We start from the raw sequence: 17,412 nt of genomic DNA, 5'->3' as shown, positions 1-17,412 counted from the left end.
CATTACAACAAGAAGGGGCAGTTCGGCCCCTTCTCTTTCCTGCTGTTTTATTTACTCAATGATTATTGCTGCGGCACAGCACGCTGCAAAATCTGCTGTAAAAACAAGCCAAACTGATGACCATGATGTGCCAGCATTTGCGGGAACATTGAAATAGAGGTCATACCGGGGAAAGTATTAATTTCGTTTAGCAAAATCTCACCTTCTTCGGTCAGGAAAAAATCGACTCGCGACAAATGCCGTAAATTCAGTTGTCTGAATGCTTTTAAGGCCAGTTGCTGCATTGTAGCAATTTGAGATTCGGTCAGGCCGGCAGGTTCCAGACTGGTAGTGGTATGACTGGCGTTGCTGTATTTTTCTTCGTAAGAATAAAAGCTGTCCTGCGGCACACAAATTTCGCCTGGGTGGGTCGCTATCAGTTCGTCACCATATTGATAAACAGCCACCTCTAGCTCGCGCGGTTTTAGTGCTTTTTCAATCAACACCTGCCCGGAATAACCAAAAGCGTCGTCAATGGCCTTGAGCAGTTCATCTTCAGTACTGGCTACATAACACCCCACCGAAGAACCCTGACTGGCCGCCTTCACAAAGACTCTACCCCATTTGGTCAGCGCCTGTTTGGCTTGTTGCAGGCTGTTCGTTGACGCTTCGGTTAAAAACAAATATGGGGTATTTGGAATACCAACGGCCGATAACCATAATTTGGTGCTGATTTTATTAAAACATAAAGTGCTGGCTTCCGGCCCACAGCCCAGATAAGGCAAGCCGGCCAGCTCCAGCATAGATTGCAGATCACCGGTTTCGCCCGGGTAACCGTGAATACAAGGCACCACATAATCAACTAAAAGGGTTTTATCACCAGTCAGCAATTGACGGTTTAAACCTAAGCTACAATCAGAGCCGTCAGCAGCCAGCCAACGGTCTTTCTGTATCTCAACTCTGGTTACTGCAACACCCGGCAAAGCAGCTAATTGTTGTTCGAGAAAATCAGCGCTGCGAAGTGACACGTCGTGTTCAGCACTACCACCACCACACAATAACAATACATGGATATTTATCATTTAGTTTTTCCTGAGATACAACAAGCAGACACTAAACAGACATTGAAAGTAGTTATCCGTTCAGGCCCAGCCAATCTTGTGGCGTTAAATAACGTTGATACAACTGTGCTTCCGGCGAACCTGTTTCAGGCTGATAACCATATTGCCAGCGTACTAAAGGTGGCATCGACATCAAAATAGATTCAGTGCGACCACCACTTTGCAAACCAAACAAAGTGCCTCGGTCAAACACCAGATTAAACTCGACATAACGGCCACGGCGATAAAGCTGGAACTGGCGCTCTGCTTCCGAAAACGCCTTGTTTTTATTACGTTCGACTATTGGCAGATAAGCCTTAGTAAAGGCTTCACCTACAGCAGACATAAAAGCAAAACTCTGCTCAAAACCCGGTTCGTTTAAATCATCAAAAAACAAACCACCTACACCACGGGTTTCGTTGCGGTGCTTTAAGTAGAAGTATTCATCGCACCATTTTTTGTATTTAGGGTAATAAGTGGCGTCAAACCCATCGCAACAGTCTTTGGCCACCTGATGCCAATGCACCACATCCGCTTCAACCGGATAAAAAGGTGTTAAATCAAAACCGCCCCCGAACCACCAGACCGGTGCTTCACCCTCTTTTTCGGCGATAAAAAACCGTACATTGGCGTGACTTGTGGGGATATGTGGATTGAGCGGATGGATCACTAAAGACACGCCCATGGCTTCAAACTTACGCCCAGCCAGTTCAGGCCTGTGCGCTGTAGCTGAAGCTGGCATCTTATCGCCAAAAACATGAGAGAAATTCACACCAGCTTGTTCAAACACAGCACCCTGAGTCAATACACGACTGCGACCACCACCGCCTTCTGCCCTGTCCCAGCTTTCTTCGACAAAAATTGAAACGCCATCAGCAGCGGCAAGCTCAGCGCAAATGCTGTCCTGCAGTGCCATTAAAAAAGCTTTTACCTGATGTTTATCGACGTTTTGCATTTGCTTATCTCTTGATTCGCAGGCGACTATTAGCCCGCCCGATATATATGGCCCGTAGTGATATCACGTATTTCTGAAGGCACAGCTCGCCCACCTGTTGGCGCATCCACTATTACAGCAACTTGCTCTGCCAGTTGCTGCTGAACTTCGACCGTGCTGCGACAAGGCTCGAGGCCAGATAAATTTGCACTGGTCGAGGTAATAGGCTTACCAAAAGCCAGACATAACTGCTGCACTACAGGGTGATCACAAACCCGAATCGCAATGCTATCAAACTGCCCTGTCAGCCAGTCACTGCAAAGATTCGAAGCGGGCACTACCCAGGTCACTGCAGCTTTGTCTTTCACTCCTGCACTGTCACGCCATGAATCCAGCATCAGCTGAGTTTGTTCTGTGCTGAGCTGGTCGGCTGCAATATATGGAATCAACTGGGAAAAGTCCGCAGCAATTAAGATTAAGCCCTTGGATTTTGGCCTTTGTTTGACCTGCAGCAAGTTTTCAATGGCCTGACTATTATCCGGGTCGCAGCCAACACCAAACACAGCTTCGGTTGGGTAGGCAATCACTTGACCTTGTCGCAGGGCGGTCACGGCAGATGTGATATCTGTCACTTTTTTAAGTCCTGTATCTGAGGTTTTTAATCAAAAATCTTTCTGGTCGCGGCCAGAGTCTTCCCTGAAGCTACAGCTTCAATTACTTTGCGTATATAATAGCGGCCTTATTATGCCAGTTCTTTGCAGCTTTAAGGAAACAACGATGAAAGTAGGTATTATCATGGGGTCTAAATCTGATTGGCCCACAATGAAAAACGCGGCCGATATGTTAGATCGTTTTCAAATCGCCTATGAAACCACTGTTGTTTCAGCTCACAGAACCCCTCAACTTTTGGCTGACTATGCAACCAATGCGGCCAGCCGTGGTTTAAAAGTCATTATTGCCGGTGCTGGCGGCGCAGCCCATTTACCTGGTATGGCGGCGGCTTTTACCAGTCTGCCGGTCTTAGGTGTGCCAGTGCAGTCGAAAGCCTTAAAAGGTCTGGATTCCTTGTTATCCATAGTGCAAATGCCAAAAGGTGTTGCAGTGGGAACGCTGGCTATTGGTGATGCGGGTGCTGCCAATGCTGGCTTATTGGCCGCCCAAATTCTGGCGACCTCTGATGCAGAGCTGATGAGCAAAATTGACGCTTTCCGCAAAGAACAAACTGACTCTGTATTGGCTCACCCGAATCCAGCCGAGGAATAAGCAATGAAGGTTCTGGTTTTAGGTGCTGGTCAACTGGCTCGAATGATGAGTCTGGCTGGCACGCCACTGAATTTAAAAGTCTCGGCTTATGATGTAAACAGCGACACAATTGTTGACCCAGTCACTCAGCAACAACTGGGCACTGGTCTGGTTCAGGCTATTGCCAATGCCGATGTCATCACTTCTGAGTTTGAGCATATTCCTTATCCGGTGCAGGAGCTGTGTCAGCAAAGCGGTAAGTTTTTACCCAACAGCACAGCAATCAAAGCAGGTGGCGATCGCCGTCAGGAAAAACAACTGCTGGATAAAGCCGGTGTCGCCAATGCGGCCTACAAAATTGTGGTGACTGAGCAGGATTTTTATCAGGCCATAGAACAGCTGGGCTTACCACTGGTACTGAAAAGTGCTTTAGCTGGATATGACGGCAAAGGCCAGTGGCGCTTAAAAACTCAGGCGGACGCACAAGCCATTTGGGCTGATATTCAGCAGTTTATGGCAGGCGCCGATCACACTTTGCCTCAAGCTATAGTGGCAGAGCAGTTTGTCCGTTTTGACCGTGAAGTCAGTTTAGTTGGAGCCCGTAATCAGGCTGGCGAAATGGTGGTCTACCCTCTGACAGAAAATCATCATGTCGCTGGTGTACTGGCAGTGTCTTTGGCCTTGCCAGGTCAGCAGGAATTACAGCAACAAGCCAAGCAGATGTTTGAAGCTGTAGCCAGCGCTTTGGATTATGTTGGTGTATTGGCACTGGAGTTTTTTCAGGTGGGTGACCAGCTGCTGGTCAATGAGATAGCGCCACGGGTGCATAACTCAGGACACTGGACTCAACAAGGTGCAGACACCTGTCAGTTTGAAAACCACTTAAGAGCTGTTTGTGGTTTGCCTTTGGGCAGCACAGCTTTAGTGCGCCCTACTTTGATGGTGAATATTCTGGGCGAAGACCATGTCAGCCCTGCCGTCTTAAGCTTACCAAGCTGCCATTTGCACTGGTACGGCAAAGGCAAAAGACCTGGCCGCAAAATGGGCCATATCAATTTAAGTGCCTCCAGCACCAGCGAACTGGCACAACGTTTTGATCTGCTGCGTCAGCATTTACCAGAGCAGGAATTCCCAGAGCTGGATTTAGTAGCGGCACGCTTAAAACAACTGCAATAACAGATCTACTGTTAACGAAAAGGCCCGTACGGGCCTTTCAGATTAATGACAAACCCCACCTTTTTGATGGGGTTTGTTTTTTTAAGGACTTTTAGCGCGAGTTTTACGACAGTTGACGGCTGAAGCTCGATGACTTCATGACTGAGTGTTTTGGCACGTTGGGTTGTTCTGAAGAGGTCTGGTCGTGTGTCTGTGGTCGATTAGCAGGTGTTTGAAGGGCTTCTTCCTCAGGCGGCCAGTAGCAACGCCATTTTTTTGATGTTTTGCGCGGTGCCTGCCATCAGGCATTGCATTTGTACGTTCTGTAATCCTCTGAAGCGTGCATATCGGTGACCATGATGTTGTTTAGCGTCTGCGAAGCTACGCTCTACCGTCTCTTTTCGTCGTTGGTAGATTTTCTTACCCCAAGCGCTGAGTCTCGTCTGGTTTGCGGCTTCTTTGGCTTGCTCAAACACATGCCGCGTCAACACTTTGGTCTGGTTTTTACTGCGCGTGCATTGTTTGAGTAACGGACAATTCCTGCATATCGCCGGGTCTGATTTGTATTCGTGGTATCCATCACGGTTGGTGGTGCTGTACTGAAGACTCTGACCTTGTGGGCAGAGGTAGCTGTTGCTGTCTTTCTCATAGCTGAACGCACTTTTACGCAGCAGTCCCTTGCCTTTATTCGGTCGACGATACCCCATCACAGGTTCAATCTGGCGCTCTTGAATTAAGTGACACAACATGGCCGTGTTGTAGCCAGCATCTAATCCGACCGCCACCGGGTTCAGGTCAAAACGCTCCAGTTGCCGGTCTAATCGGGCAAGGTAAGGTTGACTGTCGTGCACATTACCAGGGGTTGCAAAGGTATCGGTGATAAGGCCATGTTTGCCGTCGACGGTTCTGTGGTCCAGGTAGAAGAAGCCTTGTGGCTTGCCTTCGCGTGTCATAAATCCACTGTCCGGGTCCGTGGTGCTACTCTTGATAGATTGCAGTTCACAGACCTGTTCTTGCTTCTCCTTCAGCGGCTTTTTTCCGGCGACTTTACGCTCCTCCTCAACCGCTTCATTCAACTGCCTGATGTACGCAGATGTGCTGGCAGACACCAGTTTATTGATGGACTTCCCCTTGTTCGCACTGGCTTTTAAATGGGTGCTGTCGGTGTACAGCGTGCGTCCTCCAATCAGATGGCGGGATATGGCCTGCTCCACAATATGGTCAAAGATACGCTGAAATACATCAGTGCCATTAAAGCGGCGGATACGGTTCTGGCTTAAGGTCGAGGCATCCGGCACTTTATCCGTCAGGCTCAACCGTAAAAACCAGCGATAGGCTACATTGACTTCGATTTCCTGCATCAGTCGCCGCTCACTTGGCACACCAAATACATAACCGAGCAGCATGATTTTAAACAGCACCACAGGGTCAATCGCCGGACGGCCATTGTCTTTGCAATAGAGGTGAGCCACTTCAGCGCGGATAAATTCAAAATCAATAGCAGTATCAATCTTACGAACCAGATGGTCTTTAGGAACCAGTTGCTCCAAAGTTACCATCTCAAGCTGATATTGTTGGGGAGATGTGTCTCGTAACATAGATAATCAGTCCTGTGTTGAACTGATTCTATTAGATCAAAGGTCTGGAGCTACGTCCAGACCTTTGTCAGCAGTCTGAAAGGCCCGTACGGGCCTTTTTTTATTTGCTGCCAGTTTGGAGCCCTGTTTTAACTGCCCTGCACTTTCTGACATTTCTTACTGGCACAAAGTAACTTCACACCAGAAGCTGAAGGTTTTTCCATCAAAAGTGGATAATTACAGAACTGGCATTGTCCTTCGACTGGCTTAAAGTTCAGCAGGCATTTGCAGTCCGGGTATCTGCTGCAACCGTAAAAGGCTTTGCCGTATTTACTGGTCCGCTCCAGCAACTGCCCTTTTTTGCATTCAGGGCAAGCCAGATCACTGGCTTCAGGTTCATCGGCATGCACCACAAAATGACAATGCGGGTAATTACTGCAACCAATAAACATACCGTAGCGGCCATTTTTCACCGCTAATTCGTTTCCGCATTCTGGACAAAGTTGATCTTCCAGCACTTTAACTACTGTATTTTCATGCGGATGCAGAGCCTTCAGGTAATTACAGGCTGGATAGTTGCTACAGCCTAAAAAAGGTCCGTTTTTGCCACTTTTAATCTGCAAGGCATGGCCGCACAGAGGACAAGGCTCTGCGGTTTTTTCGTGTTGAAAAAGTGTATCGTCAGACTGGGACATACAAAGGCCATAGAAGAAAACTGGCAGGATTATATACCCAAAATAATTGGAGTTGCAGCAATGCTTACAACGAAAAAGGCCGCTTAATGCAGCGGCCCTGTAGGTTCGTCAAAAATAAGGTCTTCCATCTGGGCATAAGCATTTTCACGACCAGGCACATTAAACAGCACCATCAACACCACCCATTTTAAATCGTCCAGACTGACAGAACTCTGATCCAGGTCCATCACTCTGTCCAATACCATCTCGCGGGTGGGCGCATCCAGCACGTTGATTTGTTCCAAAAACAGCAGGAAACCCTGACACTCAGTCTCCAGCTTACGTTGCTCTTCCACAGTGTAAATACGGACTGCGGTCGAATTCACTTTGGTTAAATAGGGCTTAACATGACTTTCCTGCAAGGCAGACAACGAATCCAGCCAGCGCAGGGCCTTAAAAATATCATCATCATGGAAACCAGCTTTGCTGAGCTCACGCTGCAGATCGGCATGATTTACATAAATTTCTGACTCATTGTGGATATAGTTTTCAAACAAATATATGAGGATATCAAACATAGTCAGGCCCTCCTCACTCTGATGTAACCACCAGGTACTGCTGCCACTTCACCGGCCAATTCCAGTTGAAGTAATTCAATTGAGACTTGCGCTACAGATAAACCACTACGCTCTGCTATTAGATCAATTGCAGTGGCCTCATCACCTACGTTAGCCAACAAGCTGTCGTCAAACAAGTCTGTTTGTAATTTTTTTTCTTTGTCCTTTACAGTACTTAGACTGTTATTTTGTAAAAAGCTCCATTCTTCTATGATATCGGCGACACAAGTGGTTAATTTAGCACCTTGCTGAATAAGCTGATGGCAGCCCGCAGCCTGCAGATTGTAGATGGAACCCGGAATCACAAAGAGTTCACGACTGTACTCTGCGGCATAACCTGCGCTGATTAAAGACCCACTTTTAAGCGCGGCCTCTACCACTAAAGTACCCAAGCTTAAGCCGACCACAATACGATTGCGCAGTGGAAAATGCTCTCCTTTCGGAGGCACGTCAGGCAAAAACTCTGAAACCAAAGCACCGCTGTTGGCAATGTCGCCGGCCAGTTCTTTATGCGCAGGCGGATACACTGAATCAAAACCATGGCCAAGCACTGCTATGGTATTGCCACCTACTGACAAAGCCCCTCTGTGACTGCAGCCATCTATGCCTTTGGCCATGCCGCTGGTGACAGTTAAACCTAAACGACATAAGTCAGCCGCAAAATTAAAAGCCACTTGCTTGCCTGTAGCAGTCGGCTGACGACTGCCGACTATCGCAATCTGTGCTTCGTTTAACAAAGCCGGATTGCCTTTGATAAACAAGGCAAAAGGCGGCTGTTTAATCTGGCTGAGTAATTCTGGATAAAGTGGGTCTATGTAACGGATAAAATGATGATCCGGGCTGGCTTGCAGCCACTGCAGACAATCTTCTATACGCTGTGGCCTGATTGCCCTGTGGCACTGAATCTGGCCTGCAGTAAACCCAAGCTGCTGCAGTTGAACATCATCCAACTGATGGAAATCTGCGGCAGTGACCAGCTCTGCCCACTGCTGATGCTTCAGCCTGTCCATAGATGGTATAGCTGCTAAACGGATCCAATGCTCGAGGTCATCCATTTTCCTCTCCTTTGTCAGAACACTAGAGATTACCTATTAAATCACCCACCCGTACCGGTTGTTCTGTGCGTAAAATCATCGCAAAACTGCTGTGTTCACTCACTTTGACTATCATCAGCTGGCCCACTAATTCGGTGGGCATTTCATCGGCAGAACCTACCACTTCATGCAAAATGCGCTGGAGCTTGTCGCTGTCTTCCGGATACGAAGGTTTATCGCAAAAATCAACCACTGCGGGCGACGGACGGAATATCCCCAGCAAATGACCAGGTTGTAGCTGAGCGTTCTGGCCTTGATTCAGCAGCACAATTTCGCCTTTGGCAAACTCGCGCCATTCAGATGCGCTATCCACTATCACTCCGGAAACTACAGTTTCTGGCGATTGCAGTTGAAAAAAGTCCGGATACACAGACTGCTGTGGCATAGGTAACAACCTGTCACCTTGTTTCACTTCACGTCTGGATTTTTGCACTTCAATCCGGCTGATTTGTTGCTCGTCCACCATGGCGGGCGGCAAGACTTTTGCTTCTGCCATTAATATGGCTTCATAACCCAATACATTACCGCTTTGTGGGTCTTCGTAGACTTCCCCCTGCCGGTAAATGCCATAACGCTGAGTTTGATCCAGCTCCCCCTGAACATAAAGCAGATGACCGGATACAGCATTTTTCACGTTATCCTTGCCACCCAACACATAAGGCAGGCTTTCCAGTTGATCCTCAGATACCAGTTGCTCTTCCGATAAAAAAGGCGCTATTCCGGCAAGTGAGACTAAAGGCACTGCTTTGTCTGCTTTTGCTATACGTCGAATTTGAGGGGTTAATTTGATAGTGCCTGCAGCTGTGCTATTGCTTTGGGATTGAGTAACTTCGGAGCTGCTGGCTGTCACTCGCTGGCTATTTAAAGTCAGTATCGGCTGACCGTCGGCATCAAACTGCAAATGCAACTCATCACCGGGATAAATCAGATGAGGATTATTCACTTGGGGGTTTAACTTCCATAAACGCGGCCACAACCAGGGGTGCTGCAAATACAAACCCGCTATATCCCATAAGGTGTCGCCCGCCTTGACCTGATACAAGGTAGGCGCATCAGCCTTGAGTTTCAGCTCATCAGCCAGCAGAATAGTACTGAAAAACACAGAGAAGCTGACTAAAATAGCAAGAAGCTGCTGTCGCATAACACCGTCCCCATCCGTACTTATAGTAATTCTTGCACACTAAGCTATTCATACTGTGCATAAATGGCTAAAATTAGACCATAGCACAGCCAATTGAACATAGACGACTTTTGTAGGTTCCATGACAGTATTAACAGTTTTACATTATCCAGACGACCGTTTACGCACAGTAGCCGCTGCTGTGCCTGAAGTTACGGCCGAAATTAAGCAACTGACAGCAGATATGCTGGACACTATGTATGCCGAAAATGGCATAGGCTTAGCCGCCACTCAGGTCAATGTGCACAAGCGTGTTGTCGTGATCGATATTTCAGAAAACCGTGACGAGCCGATGATTTTTATCAATCCGGAAATCATTGCCAAAAGTGGTGACACTGAATACGAAGAAGGCTGTTTGTCTGTGCCGCAAAGCTACGCCAAAGTAGAACGCGCCGCCGCAGTGACAGTCAAAGCGCAAAACAGCAAAGGCGAGTGGTTTGAAATTCAGGCTGAAGGTTTACTGGCGATTTGTTTACAGCACGAGCTGGACCATTTAATGGGCAAATTGTTTATAGATTATTTATCGCCATTAAAACGTGACCGTATTAAGAAAAAGCTGGAAAAAGAAGCTCGTCTGGCAGCCCGTTAATCAAGCAGGAACTATTTTGACCACTCCTTTACGTATTATTTTTGCGGGCACACCAGATTTTGCTGCCCGCCATCTCGCCGCCCTGCTGGATTCCCCTCATCAGGTGATTGCCGTCTACAGTCAACCCGACAGACCTGCAGGTCGTGGTCATCAGTTACAACAAAGCCCGGTGAAACAACTGGCATTGCAACATGATATTCCGGTGTATCAGCCGAAGTCGTTAAAAAAGGCCGCTGCTCAACAAGAATTAGCGGCGTTAAATGCCGATCTGATGATAGTGGTCGCTTATGGCCTGATCCTGCCTCAAGCTGTGCTCGATGCTCCACGTTTAGGTTGTATCAATGTGCATGGCTCGTTATTACCACGCTGGCGCGGTGCTGCACCTATTCAACGCGCCATTTGGGCCGGTGACGCCGAATCTGGCGTGACTATTATGCAAATGGATATAGGCCTAGATACAGGCGCTATGTTGAGCAAAGTCAGCACCCCTATAGCAGCAGATGAAACCAGTACCAGCCTGTACGACAAACTGGCTCTGACCGGCCCTGTCGCTTTAGTGGATGCTCTGGCTAATCTGCAAGCTCTGCAAGCCCAAGCTCAGCCACAGCAGGATCATTTGGCGAACTACGCCGAAAAATTGTCCAAAGAAGAAGCTTTGTTAGATTTCAGCAAGCCAGCCATAGCCCTTGAACGCGAAATCCGCGCTTTTAACCCATGGCCAATGAGCTATCTGCAACTGGGTGCTCAGCAGCTAAAAATCTGGCGCGCAGTAACAGAACCAGGTTCAGGCCAAGCAGGCCAAGTCTTGCGGGTCGATAAAAAAGGCATAGCTATTCAAACTAGTGATGGCGTGTTGGTAATCACCGAATTACAACCTGCCGGAAAAAAAGCCATGAAAGTAATGGATTTTCTCAATGGCCGCGCCGACTGGTTTCAACCAGGACAGATGCTGAGTGGCACTCATGAGTAAAAATTTACGCGCTCTGGCGGCAACAGCCTGTTATCAGGTGGTGGATCAGGGTAAATCCTTATCAGAAGTTCTGCACAAAGCTCAGCAAGAGCTGGAATCCCCTTTAGATAAAGCCCTGCTGCAGGAAATCTGTTTTGGCGTGATGCGCTATTTGCCTCAGCTGGAAACTGTCTGTCAGAAGCTGATGGATAAACCTCTGGTCAAACACTTGCGACCGCTGCAGTTTTTAATTTACGTCGGTTTGTATCAGCTGAAATTTTTACGGGTACCAGACCATGCCGCCATAGGCGAAACCGTAGAAGCAGCCCGCGCCTTAAAAGGCCAAAGTCTGACAGGCTTAATTAACGCCGTATTACGTTCAGTGCAGCGCCAGCCAGAAGTCTTTGATTTTCAGGAAGCCCCTTTACCAGTCCGCTACAATCATCCGGGCTGGATTATTCAGTTGCTGCAACAGGCGTATCCGCAGCAGTGGCAGCAAATACTGGATGAAAATCAGCAAAAAGCGCCGTTATGGCTGAGGGTCAATCAGTTACGTACTACACCCGAAGCTTATCTGGCCGCTCTTGCTGAACAAGGCATAGCAGCCAGTCAGCCTTTTGCTTATTTACCTTGTGCCCTACTTCTGGAGCAGGCTTCTGATGTGACCTTATTACCAGGTTATGCCGATGGCTGGTTTTCAGTACAGGATGGTGCAGCTCAGCATGCGGCTTATTTCCTGGGTGCGCGCAATAACGATTCGGTATTAGATGCCTGCTGCGCTCCTGGTGGCAAAACCTGCCATATTCTGGAGCTTGCGCCAGAAGCTGATGTATTAGCGCTGGATAAAGACCCACGCCGTTTAGACAGGGTGTACGACAATCTGGACCGCTTAGGTTTAGATGCCCGGGTGATGGCCGCTGACGCTGCAGACCCGGATGATTGGGCAGGCTTCCAGACCTTTGACCGCATATTGCTGGACGTGCCATGTTCAGCCACTGGCGTGATCCGTCGCCACCCTGATATTCGCTGGCTGCGGAAGAAAACCGATATAGCGCCATTAGTCGAGTTGCAGCAACAAATTTTGCGCAATATCTGGCCTTTGTTAAAGCCTGATGCTGCATTGTTGTATGCCACCTGCTCTGTGTTGCCGGAAGAAAACCTGCAACAAATTCAGGCCTTTTTAGCAGAACATCCAGATGCAAAATTGATCCCCTTGGCCGACAGTCACCCGGACTTGCACTGGCAAATTTTGCCAGGCCAGCAGCAAATGGATGGTTTCTTTTATGCCAAACTTCGCAAGACAAAGCGGTAACGCAGAGGCTTTATGAAAATTATAATTCTGGGTGCAGGTCAGGTAGGTGGCACTTTAGCGGAAAACCTGGTCGGTGAACAAAACGACATTACTGTCGTTGACACCAATATTGAAAAGCTACGCGCCCTGCAAGACAGATACGATTTGCAGGTGGTGCATGGCCATAGTGCGCACCCGGATATTTTAAAACGTGCCGGGGCTGAAGACGCCGATATGATTATTGCAGTCACCAGCAGCGACGAAGTAAACATTGTCGCTTGTCAGGTGGCCTACAGTATTTTTAATACACCGCTGAAAATTGCCCGTATCCGTACTAACCAGTATCTGAAATACCGCGACCAGTTGTTTAACAAAGACGATATGCCAGTCGACCACTTTATTTCCCCTGAAACCCTGGTCACCGACTATATCAAACGCTTGATCGACTACCCTGGCGCTTTGCAGGTGGTGGAGTTTGCCGAAGGCCGTGTCAGCTTAGTAGCGGTAAAAGCCTATTATGGTGGTCTGCTTGTCGGCCATGCCTTATCGACCTTAAAACAGCATATGCCGCATGTGGATGCCCGTGTTGCCGCTATCTATCGTCGTGGTCATGCGATTAAGCCCTTAGGCACTACGGTAATAGAAGCGGACGACGAAGTATTTTTTGTCGCAGCCACTAAACATATCCGCGCTGTGATGAGCGAGCTGCAAAAGCTGGAGAAAAGCTATCACCGCATTATGATAGCCGGTGGTGGTAACGTAGGTTATGGTTTGGCTCGCGCCTTAGAGAAAAACCATAGCGTGAAGCTGATTGAACGCAGTAAAGAGCGAGCTGAATACCTGTCCAGTGCTTTGGACAATACAGTGGTTTATGTCGGCGATGCGTCAGACCCTGAATTGCTGGAAGAAGAAAACATCGAACAGGTGGACGTGTTTTTAGCGGTCACCAATGACGATGAAGCCAATATTATGTCCGCCATGCTGGCCAAACGTATGGGCGCACAAAAAACCATGGTGCTGATTAAACGCGGCGCTTATGTGGATTTGCTGCAAGGCGGCGAAGTAGATATAGCGGTATCACCACAACAAGCTACTATTTCAGCCCTGCTGACCCATATCCGTCGTGGTGACATAGTGAACGTTTACTCACTGCGCAGAGGAGCTGCAGAAGCCATTGAGGCTGTTGCTCATGGTGATAAATCAACGTCAAAAGTAGTAGGTCAGGCCATAGGCCAGATTAAACTGCCACCAGGCGCAACCATAGGCGCCATAGTGCGTGGCGACGAAGTATTAATAGCTCACGATAACGTAGTGATTGAAACTGACGACCATGTGATTTTATTTCTGGTGGATAAAAAGTACATCACCGAGGTAGAACGCTTATTCCAGGTCAGCGCGATATTTATTTGATACCACTCGGCACTTGCATCTGACCATCTAATAGCAGCGCAAGGGCTGGGACAAGCCGCGGCCCCTCTGCAATCCAACCAGAACATGGATTAACACCTATTGCTGGTTAAAAAAACCGTAGGGGCGGGTCTTGCATCCGCCCGTCTGGAATTCCAAATTGATTTAGGAAAGATTAATCCGCAAGGACGACGGCAGAATTAATCTTTCCAGAACGCGGCAGTAAACAGCACCAACAAGGTAAAAATCTCTAAACGACCAAAGATCATAGCGACCACCAACACCCACTTGCCCGCATCAGGCACTGAGGCAAAGTTGGCGGCCACTTCACCCAGACCAGGGCCTAAGTTGTTTAAACAGGCGGCGGTAGCAGTAAAAGCGCTGATATTGTCCATACCGACCAAAAGCAGCAGCAACATAATAACTACAAAGACAAAAGCGTAAGCAGCAAAGAACCCCCAGACGGCTTCCACTATCCGATCCGGTACTGGCCGACGGCCAAGTTTGATCGAATAGACAGCCCGTGGATGCACTAACCGGTTTAACTCCCTTTTACCCTGTAAAAATAGCAGCAGTACCCGCACTACTTTTAAACCACCAGCAGTAGAACCAGCACAACCGCCGATAAAGCTGGCGAAGATTAACAGAATAGGCAAAAACAACGGCCAGCTGGAAAAACTTGCGGTAGAGAAACCCGCAGTAGTGGACATAGACACAGCCTGAAAAAAACCATGGTTTAACGCATTTTGCCAGTCCGGATAAATCCGCTCTTCTAAAAGCACCAAAAAACACAGCAGCATCAACGCCAACTGAATAGCAACAAAGGCTTTAAACTCTGGATCGCGCCAATAGGTTCTAATGTTTTTGCCTCGTACAGCGGCAAAGTGCAGAGGAAAATTGACTGAACTAATCAATAAAAAGATGGCACAAATCATATTAATACTGACGCTGTTAAAATAACCAATACTGGCGTCGTAGGTTGAAAAACCTCCTACAGCTACGGTAGAAAATGCATGGCAAATCGCATCAAAAACACTCATACCTGCGACATAAAAAGAGACAGCACAAGCGATAGTAATACCCAGATAGATAAACCACAGATGCTTGGCGGTATCAGCGATACGGGGTGTCATTTTGTTATCTTTGACCGGACCCGGAGTTTCAGCCCTATACAACTGCATACCACCCACCCCTAACATCGGCAGTATAGCCACAGCCAATACGATGATCCCCATACCACCGAACCACTGCATTTGCTGGCGATAATACAAAATAGCTTTGGGCAGACTTTCTAAACCGGTCAGCACTGTAGCACCTGTGGTGGTTAAGCCTGAAAAAGACTCAAACATACTGGCAGCCAGATCCATATCCGGATTTTCGGTCAGCCAGAAAGGTAAAGCCCCTACTGCACCTAATACGGTCCAGAACAGCACCACTATTAAAAAACCTTCCCGTACTTTCAGTTCAGACTTTTCATTGCGGTTTGGATACCAGACGACAAAACCAATCAGTAAGGACAAGAAAAAAGACAATAAAAAGGGCACTCCAGCGCCGTCTTGATACCAATAGGCAACAAAGGCAGGAGGCAACATGGTAATACTGAAGATGGTAACCAGCAGACCTAAAATACGAATGATGGAACGGTATTGCATCAGGAATCCTGCTCTGACGGGTTATGCCACATCAGGGTGGCTTGCGGTTCTTTTAGTCTGAGTATGGTCTGCATAAACTGCTGTTCAAATTCCTGTTGGTCGCTTTGAGCGATACGTACTGTTAAGCGCACTTGCTGGTCAAACTCTTGCTGATCTACCAACCAGCGGTTTTGCCACAGACGCTGCATGGCTTCAAAAACTGCATAAGGCACAGACAAAGTGGCCTGTTGCCGTATAGGTATAAATTCGCGTTGTGTCAGCGTCAGAGCTTGTCGTACTGCATCACTATAAGCTCGGACTAATCCGCCAGTGCCCAGCTGAATGCCGCCATAATAACGCACTACAGTCGCACAAAGCCCTACCATGCCGGAGCCTTGCAATACAGCCAACATAGGTTTGCCTGCAGTGCCTGAAGGTTCACCATCATCACTGAAGGCTTGCGGCTGACCCGTTGCACCTGCTGGCAACAGCATAGCACTGCAGACATGAGCTGCTTGTGGATGTTGCTGCTTTTGCTGACGAATAATCTGCTGGCCTTCTGCCAGACTCTGTATTGGCCATAAAGTACATAAAAAACGGCTGCGTTTGATTTCTTGCTCAGACGAAACCGTTTTAGCCAACACCCAACTGCCGGACATCAAAGCGCCTTAAGCTAGCTTCAGCTCACGGGTCATATTTTCGTTGCGGTCTTTGTGCACTATGACGTTATCTTCAATCCGGATACCACCGTATTTACGGAACTCCGCCACTTTATCCCAATTCACCGCTTTGCCATGGGCTGTTTCTTTTAAATCAGCCAATAAAGAGTCAATAAAATACAAACCCGGCTCTATGGTAAAGACCATGTTGGCTTCAACCAGACGAGTGGTACGCAGGAATGGATGATCGGCAGGAGCCGCCACATGAGTACCACGTTCATCGGCCATAAAACCGCCGACATCATGCACCTGTAAACCCAGGTGATGACCTAACCCATGCGGGAAGAAGGTACGGCTGATACCGGATTCCACAATGCCTTCAGCTGACATCTGTACAAAGTTGAAGTCGGCCAGTATCTTTGCAATATGTTGATGAGCTTCGATATGTAAATCCGGGTATTTGATGCCTGGCTTTAAGCCATCCACCAGCTTCAGCTCTATGTCCGTCATGGCATTGATCAGCGCAGCAAATTCATCGTCTAGAAAGCTGTAAGTCCGGGTAATATCAGCGGCATAGCCATGGAAACTGGCACCAGCATCAATTAAAAACGAATGGAATTGGTCCGGTTTTTTTCGCTCTAAAGCTGTGTAATGCAAAATGGCCGCGTTTTGATTCAGCGCTATGATATTGCCGTAAGGCACTTCGTTTTCGCCCTGACCCACAGCTGCCAGATACGCCAGCTGAATATCAAACTCTGAACCTCCCGCCATAAAAGTAGCTTTGGCAGCATTGTGCCCTGCCACTGCAAGAGTGTTAGCCTGACGCATACAGGCCAGCTCGTAGTCGGTTTTATAAGCCCTATGGTAATGCAGATAGCTGATCACGCCTTCAGGGTTAATTTCGCTAAAACCTAAAGCAGTCGCCACTTCAATATGCTCGCCCAGATAGGCCATACGGCCTTTGTCATAAGGCAAAATACGTTCAACCTGATTGGCCTTTTCCAGAATCTGAATATCAAAAAAACCAGACCAAAACGAATCCGGAGCGTCTGGCACTTTATGCCAGAAATCTTTTGGCAGATAAAACGCTAGTTTAGGTTTATTCACACCATCGACAATCAACCAGCAATTCGGGTTGTCTACCACTGGGATCCAGGCTTTAAACAGCGGATTTACTTTAAAAGGGTAATCCATATCGTCGAGGAACTGGCGTTTGGCCTGACCTGAGTGGATCACTAACGCGTCCAGATTCTCGCGGGCTAATACGGCTTTAGTGCGTTGCTGCAACACAAATAAATGAGCGGCGTAAAGTTCATGATAAGCTGGACGCATAA

General features: G+C 48.0%; 17 protein-coding genes. 6 read left to right on the top strand and 11 right to left on the bottom strand.

The features are described from left to right. Positions 1 to 62: 62 nt before the first annotated feature. The 3 genes from EK374_RS00165 to EK374_RS00155 are packed head-to-tail and all read right to left on the bottom strand — an operon-like array spanning position 63 to position 2,645. On the bottom strand, positions 63 to 1,061 hold the full coding sequence (locus EK374_RS00165) for a D-alanine--D-alanine ligase (RefSeq protein WP_127019047.1): 999 nt from the start codon (positions 1,059 to 1,061) through the stop codon (positions 63 to 65). Positions 1,062 to 1,113: 52 nt separating this feature from the next. Further along, on the bottom strand, positions 1,114 to 2,034 hold the full coding sequence (gene hemF, locus EK374_RS00160; protein WP_127019045.1) for an oxygen-dependent coproporphyrinogen oxidase: 921 nt from the start codon (positions 2,032 to 2,034) through the stop codon (positions 1,114 to 1,116). A 29-nt stretch (positions 2,035 to 2,063) separates the two neighbouring features. Continuing rightward, positions 2,064 to 2,645, bottom strand: a complete 582-nt coding sequence (locus tag EK374_RS00155; RefSeq protein WP_127019043.1) for a Sua5/YciO/YrdC/YwlC family protein — start codon at positions 2,643 to 2,645, stop codon at positions 2,064 to 2,066. Between the two features lie 145 nt (positions 2,646 to 2,790). On the opposite strand from EK374_RS00155, the gene purE reads away from it, so the two are divergent. Further along, entirely contained in the window at positions 2,791 to 3,276 is a 486-nt protein-coding gene (purE, locus tag EK374_RS00150; protein WP_127019041.1) for a 5-(carboxyamino)imidazole ribonucleotide mutase, read from the top strand. Between the two features lie 3 nt (positions 3,277 to 3,279). Continuing rightward, on the top strand, positions 3,280 to 4,431 hold the full coding sequence (locus EK374_RS00145; RefSeq protein WP_127019039.1) for a 5-(carboxyamino)imidazole ribonucleotide synthase: 1,152 nt from the start codon (positions 3,280 to 3,282) through the stop codon (positions 4,429 to 4,431). A gap of 227 nt (positions 4,432 to 4,658) precedes the next feature. On the opposite strand, the gene EK374_RS00140 is transcribed toward EK374_RS00145, so the two are convergent. The 5 genes from EK374_RS00140 to EK374_RS00120 all read right to left on the bottom strand — a co-directional run bounded on the left by EK374_RS00140 (position 4,659) and on the right by EK374_RS00120 (position 9,513). Further along, on the bottom strand, positions 4,659 to 6,008 hold the full coding sequence (locus EK374_RS00140; protein WP_127019037.1) for an IS1182 family transposase: 1,350 nt from the start codon (positions 6,006 to 6,008) through the stop codon (positions 4,659 to 4,661). 128 nt (positions 6,009 to 6,136) lie between these two features. Then, a complete protein-coding gene (locus tag EK374_RS00135; RefSeq protein WP_127019035.1) occupies positions 6,137 to 6,682 on the bottom strand; it encodes a DNA topoisomerase family protein in 546 nt (181 codons plus the stop codon). A gap of 83 nt (positions 6,683 to 6,765) precedes the next feature. Next, positions 6,766 to 7,239: a DUF494 family protein gene (locus tag EK374_RS00130; protein ID WP_046519776.1), complete on the bottom strand. Its 474-nt coding sequence runs from the start codon at positions 7,237 to 7,239 to the stop codon at positions 6,766 to 6,768. Positions 7,240 to 7,241: 2 nt separating this feature from the next. Then, a complete protein-coding gene (gene dprA, locus EK374_RS00125) occupies positions 7,242 to 8,333 on the bottom strand; it encodes a DNA-processing protein DprA (RefSeq protein WP_127019033.1) in 1,092 nt (363 codons plus the stop codon). Positions 8,334 to 8,355: 22 nt separating this feature from the next. After that, the gene (locus EK374_RS00120) at positions 8,356 to 9,513 is read right to left on the bottom strand and encodes a LysM peptidoglycan-binding domain-containing protein (protein ID WP_127019031.1); all 1,158 of its coding nucleotides are present in this window, start codon (positions 9,511 to 9,513) and stop codon (positions 8,356 to 8,358) included. A gap of 121 nt (positions 9,514 to 9,634) precedes the next feature. On the opposite strand from EK374_RS00120, the gene def reads away from it, so the two are divergent. Genes def through trkA form a run of 4 tightly spaced genes read left to right on the top strand, consistent with a single transcriptional unit; the run spans position 9,635 to position 13,791 of the window. Next, positions 9,635 to 10,141 carry a peptide deformylase gene (def, locus tag EK374_RS00115; protein ID WP_127019029.1) on the top strand — a complete coding sequence of 169 codons (507 nt, stop codon included), beginning with the start codon at positions 9,635 to 9,637 and terminating at the stop codon, positions 10,139 to 10,141. A gap of 16 nt (positions 10,142 to 10,157) precedes the next feature. Continuing rightward, the gene (gene fmt, locus EK374_RS00110) at positions 10,158 to 11,111 is read left to right on the top strand and encodes a methionyl-tRNA formyltransferase (RefSeq protein ID WP_127019028.1); all 954 of its coding nucleotides are present in this window, start codon (positions 10,158 to 10,160) and stop codon (positions 11,109 to 11,111) included. Further along, positions 11,104 to 12,402 (top strand): 16S rRNA (cytosine(967)-C(5))-methyltransferase RsmB, encoded by a 1,299-nt coding sequence (rsmB, locus tag EK374_RS00105; protein WP_127019026.1) that lies wholly within the window; start codon positions 11,104 to 11,106, stop codon positions 12,400 to 12,402. Before fmt ends, rsmB begins: the two co-directional genes overlap by 8 nt. Before the next feature lie 12 nt (positions 12,403 to 12,414). Continuing rightward, positions 12,415 to 13,791: a Trk system potassium transporter TrkA gene (gene trkA, locus EK374_RS00100; protein WP_127019024.1), complete on the top strand. Its 1,377-nt coding sequence runs from the start codon at positions 12,415 to 12,417 to the stop codon at positions 13,789 to 13,791. A 197-nt stretch (positions 13,792 to 13,988) separates the two neighbouring features. Here the strand turns inward: trkA and EK374_RS00095 are convergent, their stop codons facing one another. From EK374_RS00095 to pepQ, 3 genes are read right to left on the bottom strand one after another with little or no spacing between them, the layout of a single operon-like run. Then, entirely contained in the window at positions 13,989 to 15,440 is a 1,452-nt protein-coding gene (locus tag EK374_RS00095; RefSeq protein WP_127019022.1) for a TrkH family potassium uptake protein, read from the bottom strand. After that, positions 15,440 to 16,078 (bottom strand): IMPACT family protein, encoded by a 639-nt coding sequence (locus EK374_RS00090; RefSeq protein WP_127019020.1) that lies wholly within the window; start codon positions 16,076 to 16,078, stop codon positions 15,440 to 15,442. The genes EK374_RS00095 and EK374_RS00090 overlap by 1 nt, the downstream gene beginning before the upstream one ends. Positions 16,079 to 16,087: 9 nt before the next feature. Then, positions 16,088 to 17,410: a Xaa-Pro dipeptidase gene (gene pepQ / locus EK374_RS00085; protein ID WP_127019018.1), complete on the bottom strand. Its 1,323-nt coding sequence runs from the start codon at positions 17,408 to 17,410 to the stop codon at positions 16,088 to 16,090. Positions 17,411 to 17,412 lie beyond the last annotated feature (2 nt).

It is taken from the genome of Rheinheimera mangrovi (genome assembly GCF_003990335.1).
Classification (GTDB): Bacteria; Pseudomonadota; Gammaproteobacteria; order Enterobacterales; family Alteromonadaceae; genus Pararheinheimera; species Pararheinheimera mangrovi.
The sequence above is the reverse complement of the archived record's forward strand: the minus strand, read 5'-3'. Positions and strand labels throughout refer to the sequence as shown.

Excerpts from the sequence above, each read along its gene's own strand:
- EK374_RS00090 (WP_127019020.1), bottom strand. The coding sequence starts at position 16,078 with ATGTCCGGCAGTTGGGTGTTGGCTAAAACGGTTTCGTCTGAGCAAGAA.
- hemF (WP_127019045.1), bottom strand. The coding sequence starts at position 2,034 with ATGCAAAACGTCGATAAACATCAGGTAAAAGCTTTTTTAATGGCACTG.
- EK374_RS00130 (WP_046519776.1), bottom strand. The coding sequence starts at position 7,239 with ATGTTTGATATCCTCATATATTTGTTTGAAAACTATATCCACAATGAG.
- EK374_RS00140 (WP_127019037.1), bottom strand. The coding sequence starts at position 6,008 with ATGTTACGAGACACATCTCCCCAACAATATCAGCTTGAGATGGTAACT.
- purE (WP_127019041.1), top strand. The coding sequence starts at position 2,791 with ATGAAAGTAGGTATTATCATGGGGTCTAAATCTGATTGGCCCACAATG.
- dprA (WP_127019033.1), bottom strand. The coding sequence starts at position 8,333 with ATGGATGACCTCGAGCATTGGATCCGTTTAGCAGCTATACCATCTATG.
- EK374_RS00120 (WP_127019031.1), bottom strand. The coding sequence starts at position 9,513 with ATGCGACAGCAGCTTCTTGCTATTTTAGTCAGCTTCTCTGTGTTTTTC.
- EK374_RS00165 (WP_127019047.1), bottom strand. The coding sequence starts at position 1,061 with ATGATAAATATCCATGTATTGTTATTGTGTGGTGGTGGTAGTGCTGAA.
- def (WP_127019029.1), top strand. The coding sequence starts at position 9,635 with ATGACAGTATTAACAGTTTTACATTATCCAGACGACCGTTTACGCACA.
- EK374_RS00145 (WP_127019039.1), top strand. The coding sequence starts at position 3,280 with ATGAAGGTTCTGGTTTTAGGTGCTGGTCAACTGGCTCGAATGATGAGT.
- rsmB (WP_127019026.1), top strand. The coding sequence starts at position 11,104 with ATGAGTAAAAATTTACGCGCTCTGGCGGCAACAGCCTGTTATCAGGTG.
- EK374_RS00095 (WP_127019022.1), bottom strand. The coding sequence starts at position 15,440 with ATGCAATACCGTTCCATCATTCGTATTTTAGGTCTGCTGGTTACCATC.
- EK374_RS00135 (WP_127019035.1), bottom strand. The coding sequence starts at position 6,682 with ATGTCCCAGTCTGACGATACACTTTTTCAACACGAAAAAACCGCAGAG.
- pepQ (WP_127019018.1), bottom strand. The coding sequence starts at position 17,410 with ATGCGTCCAGCTTATCATGAACTTTACGCCGCTCATTTATTTGTGTTG.
- trkA (WP_127019024.1), top strand. The coding sequence starts at position 12,415 with ATGAAAATTATAATTCTGGGTGCAGGTCAGGTAGGTGGCACTTTAGCG.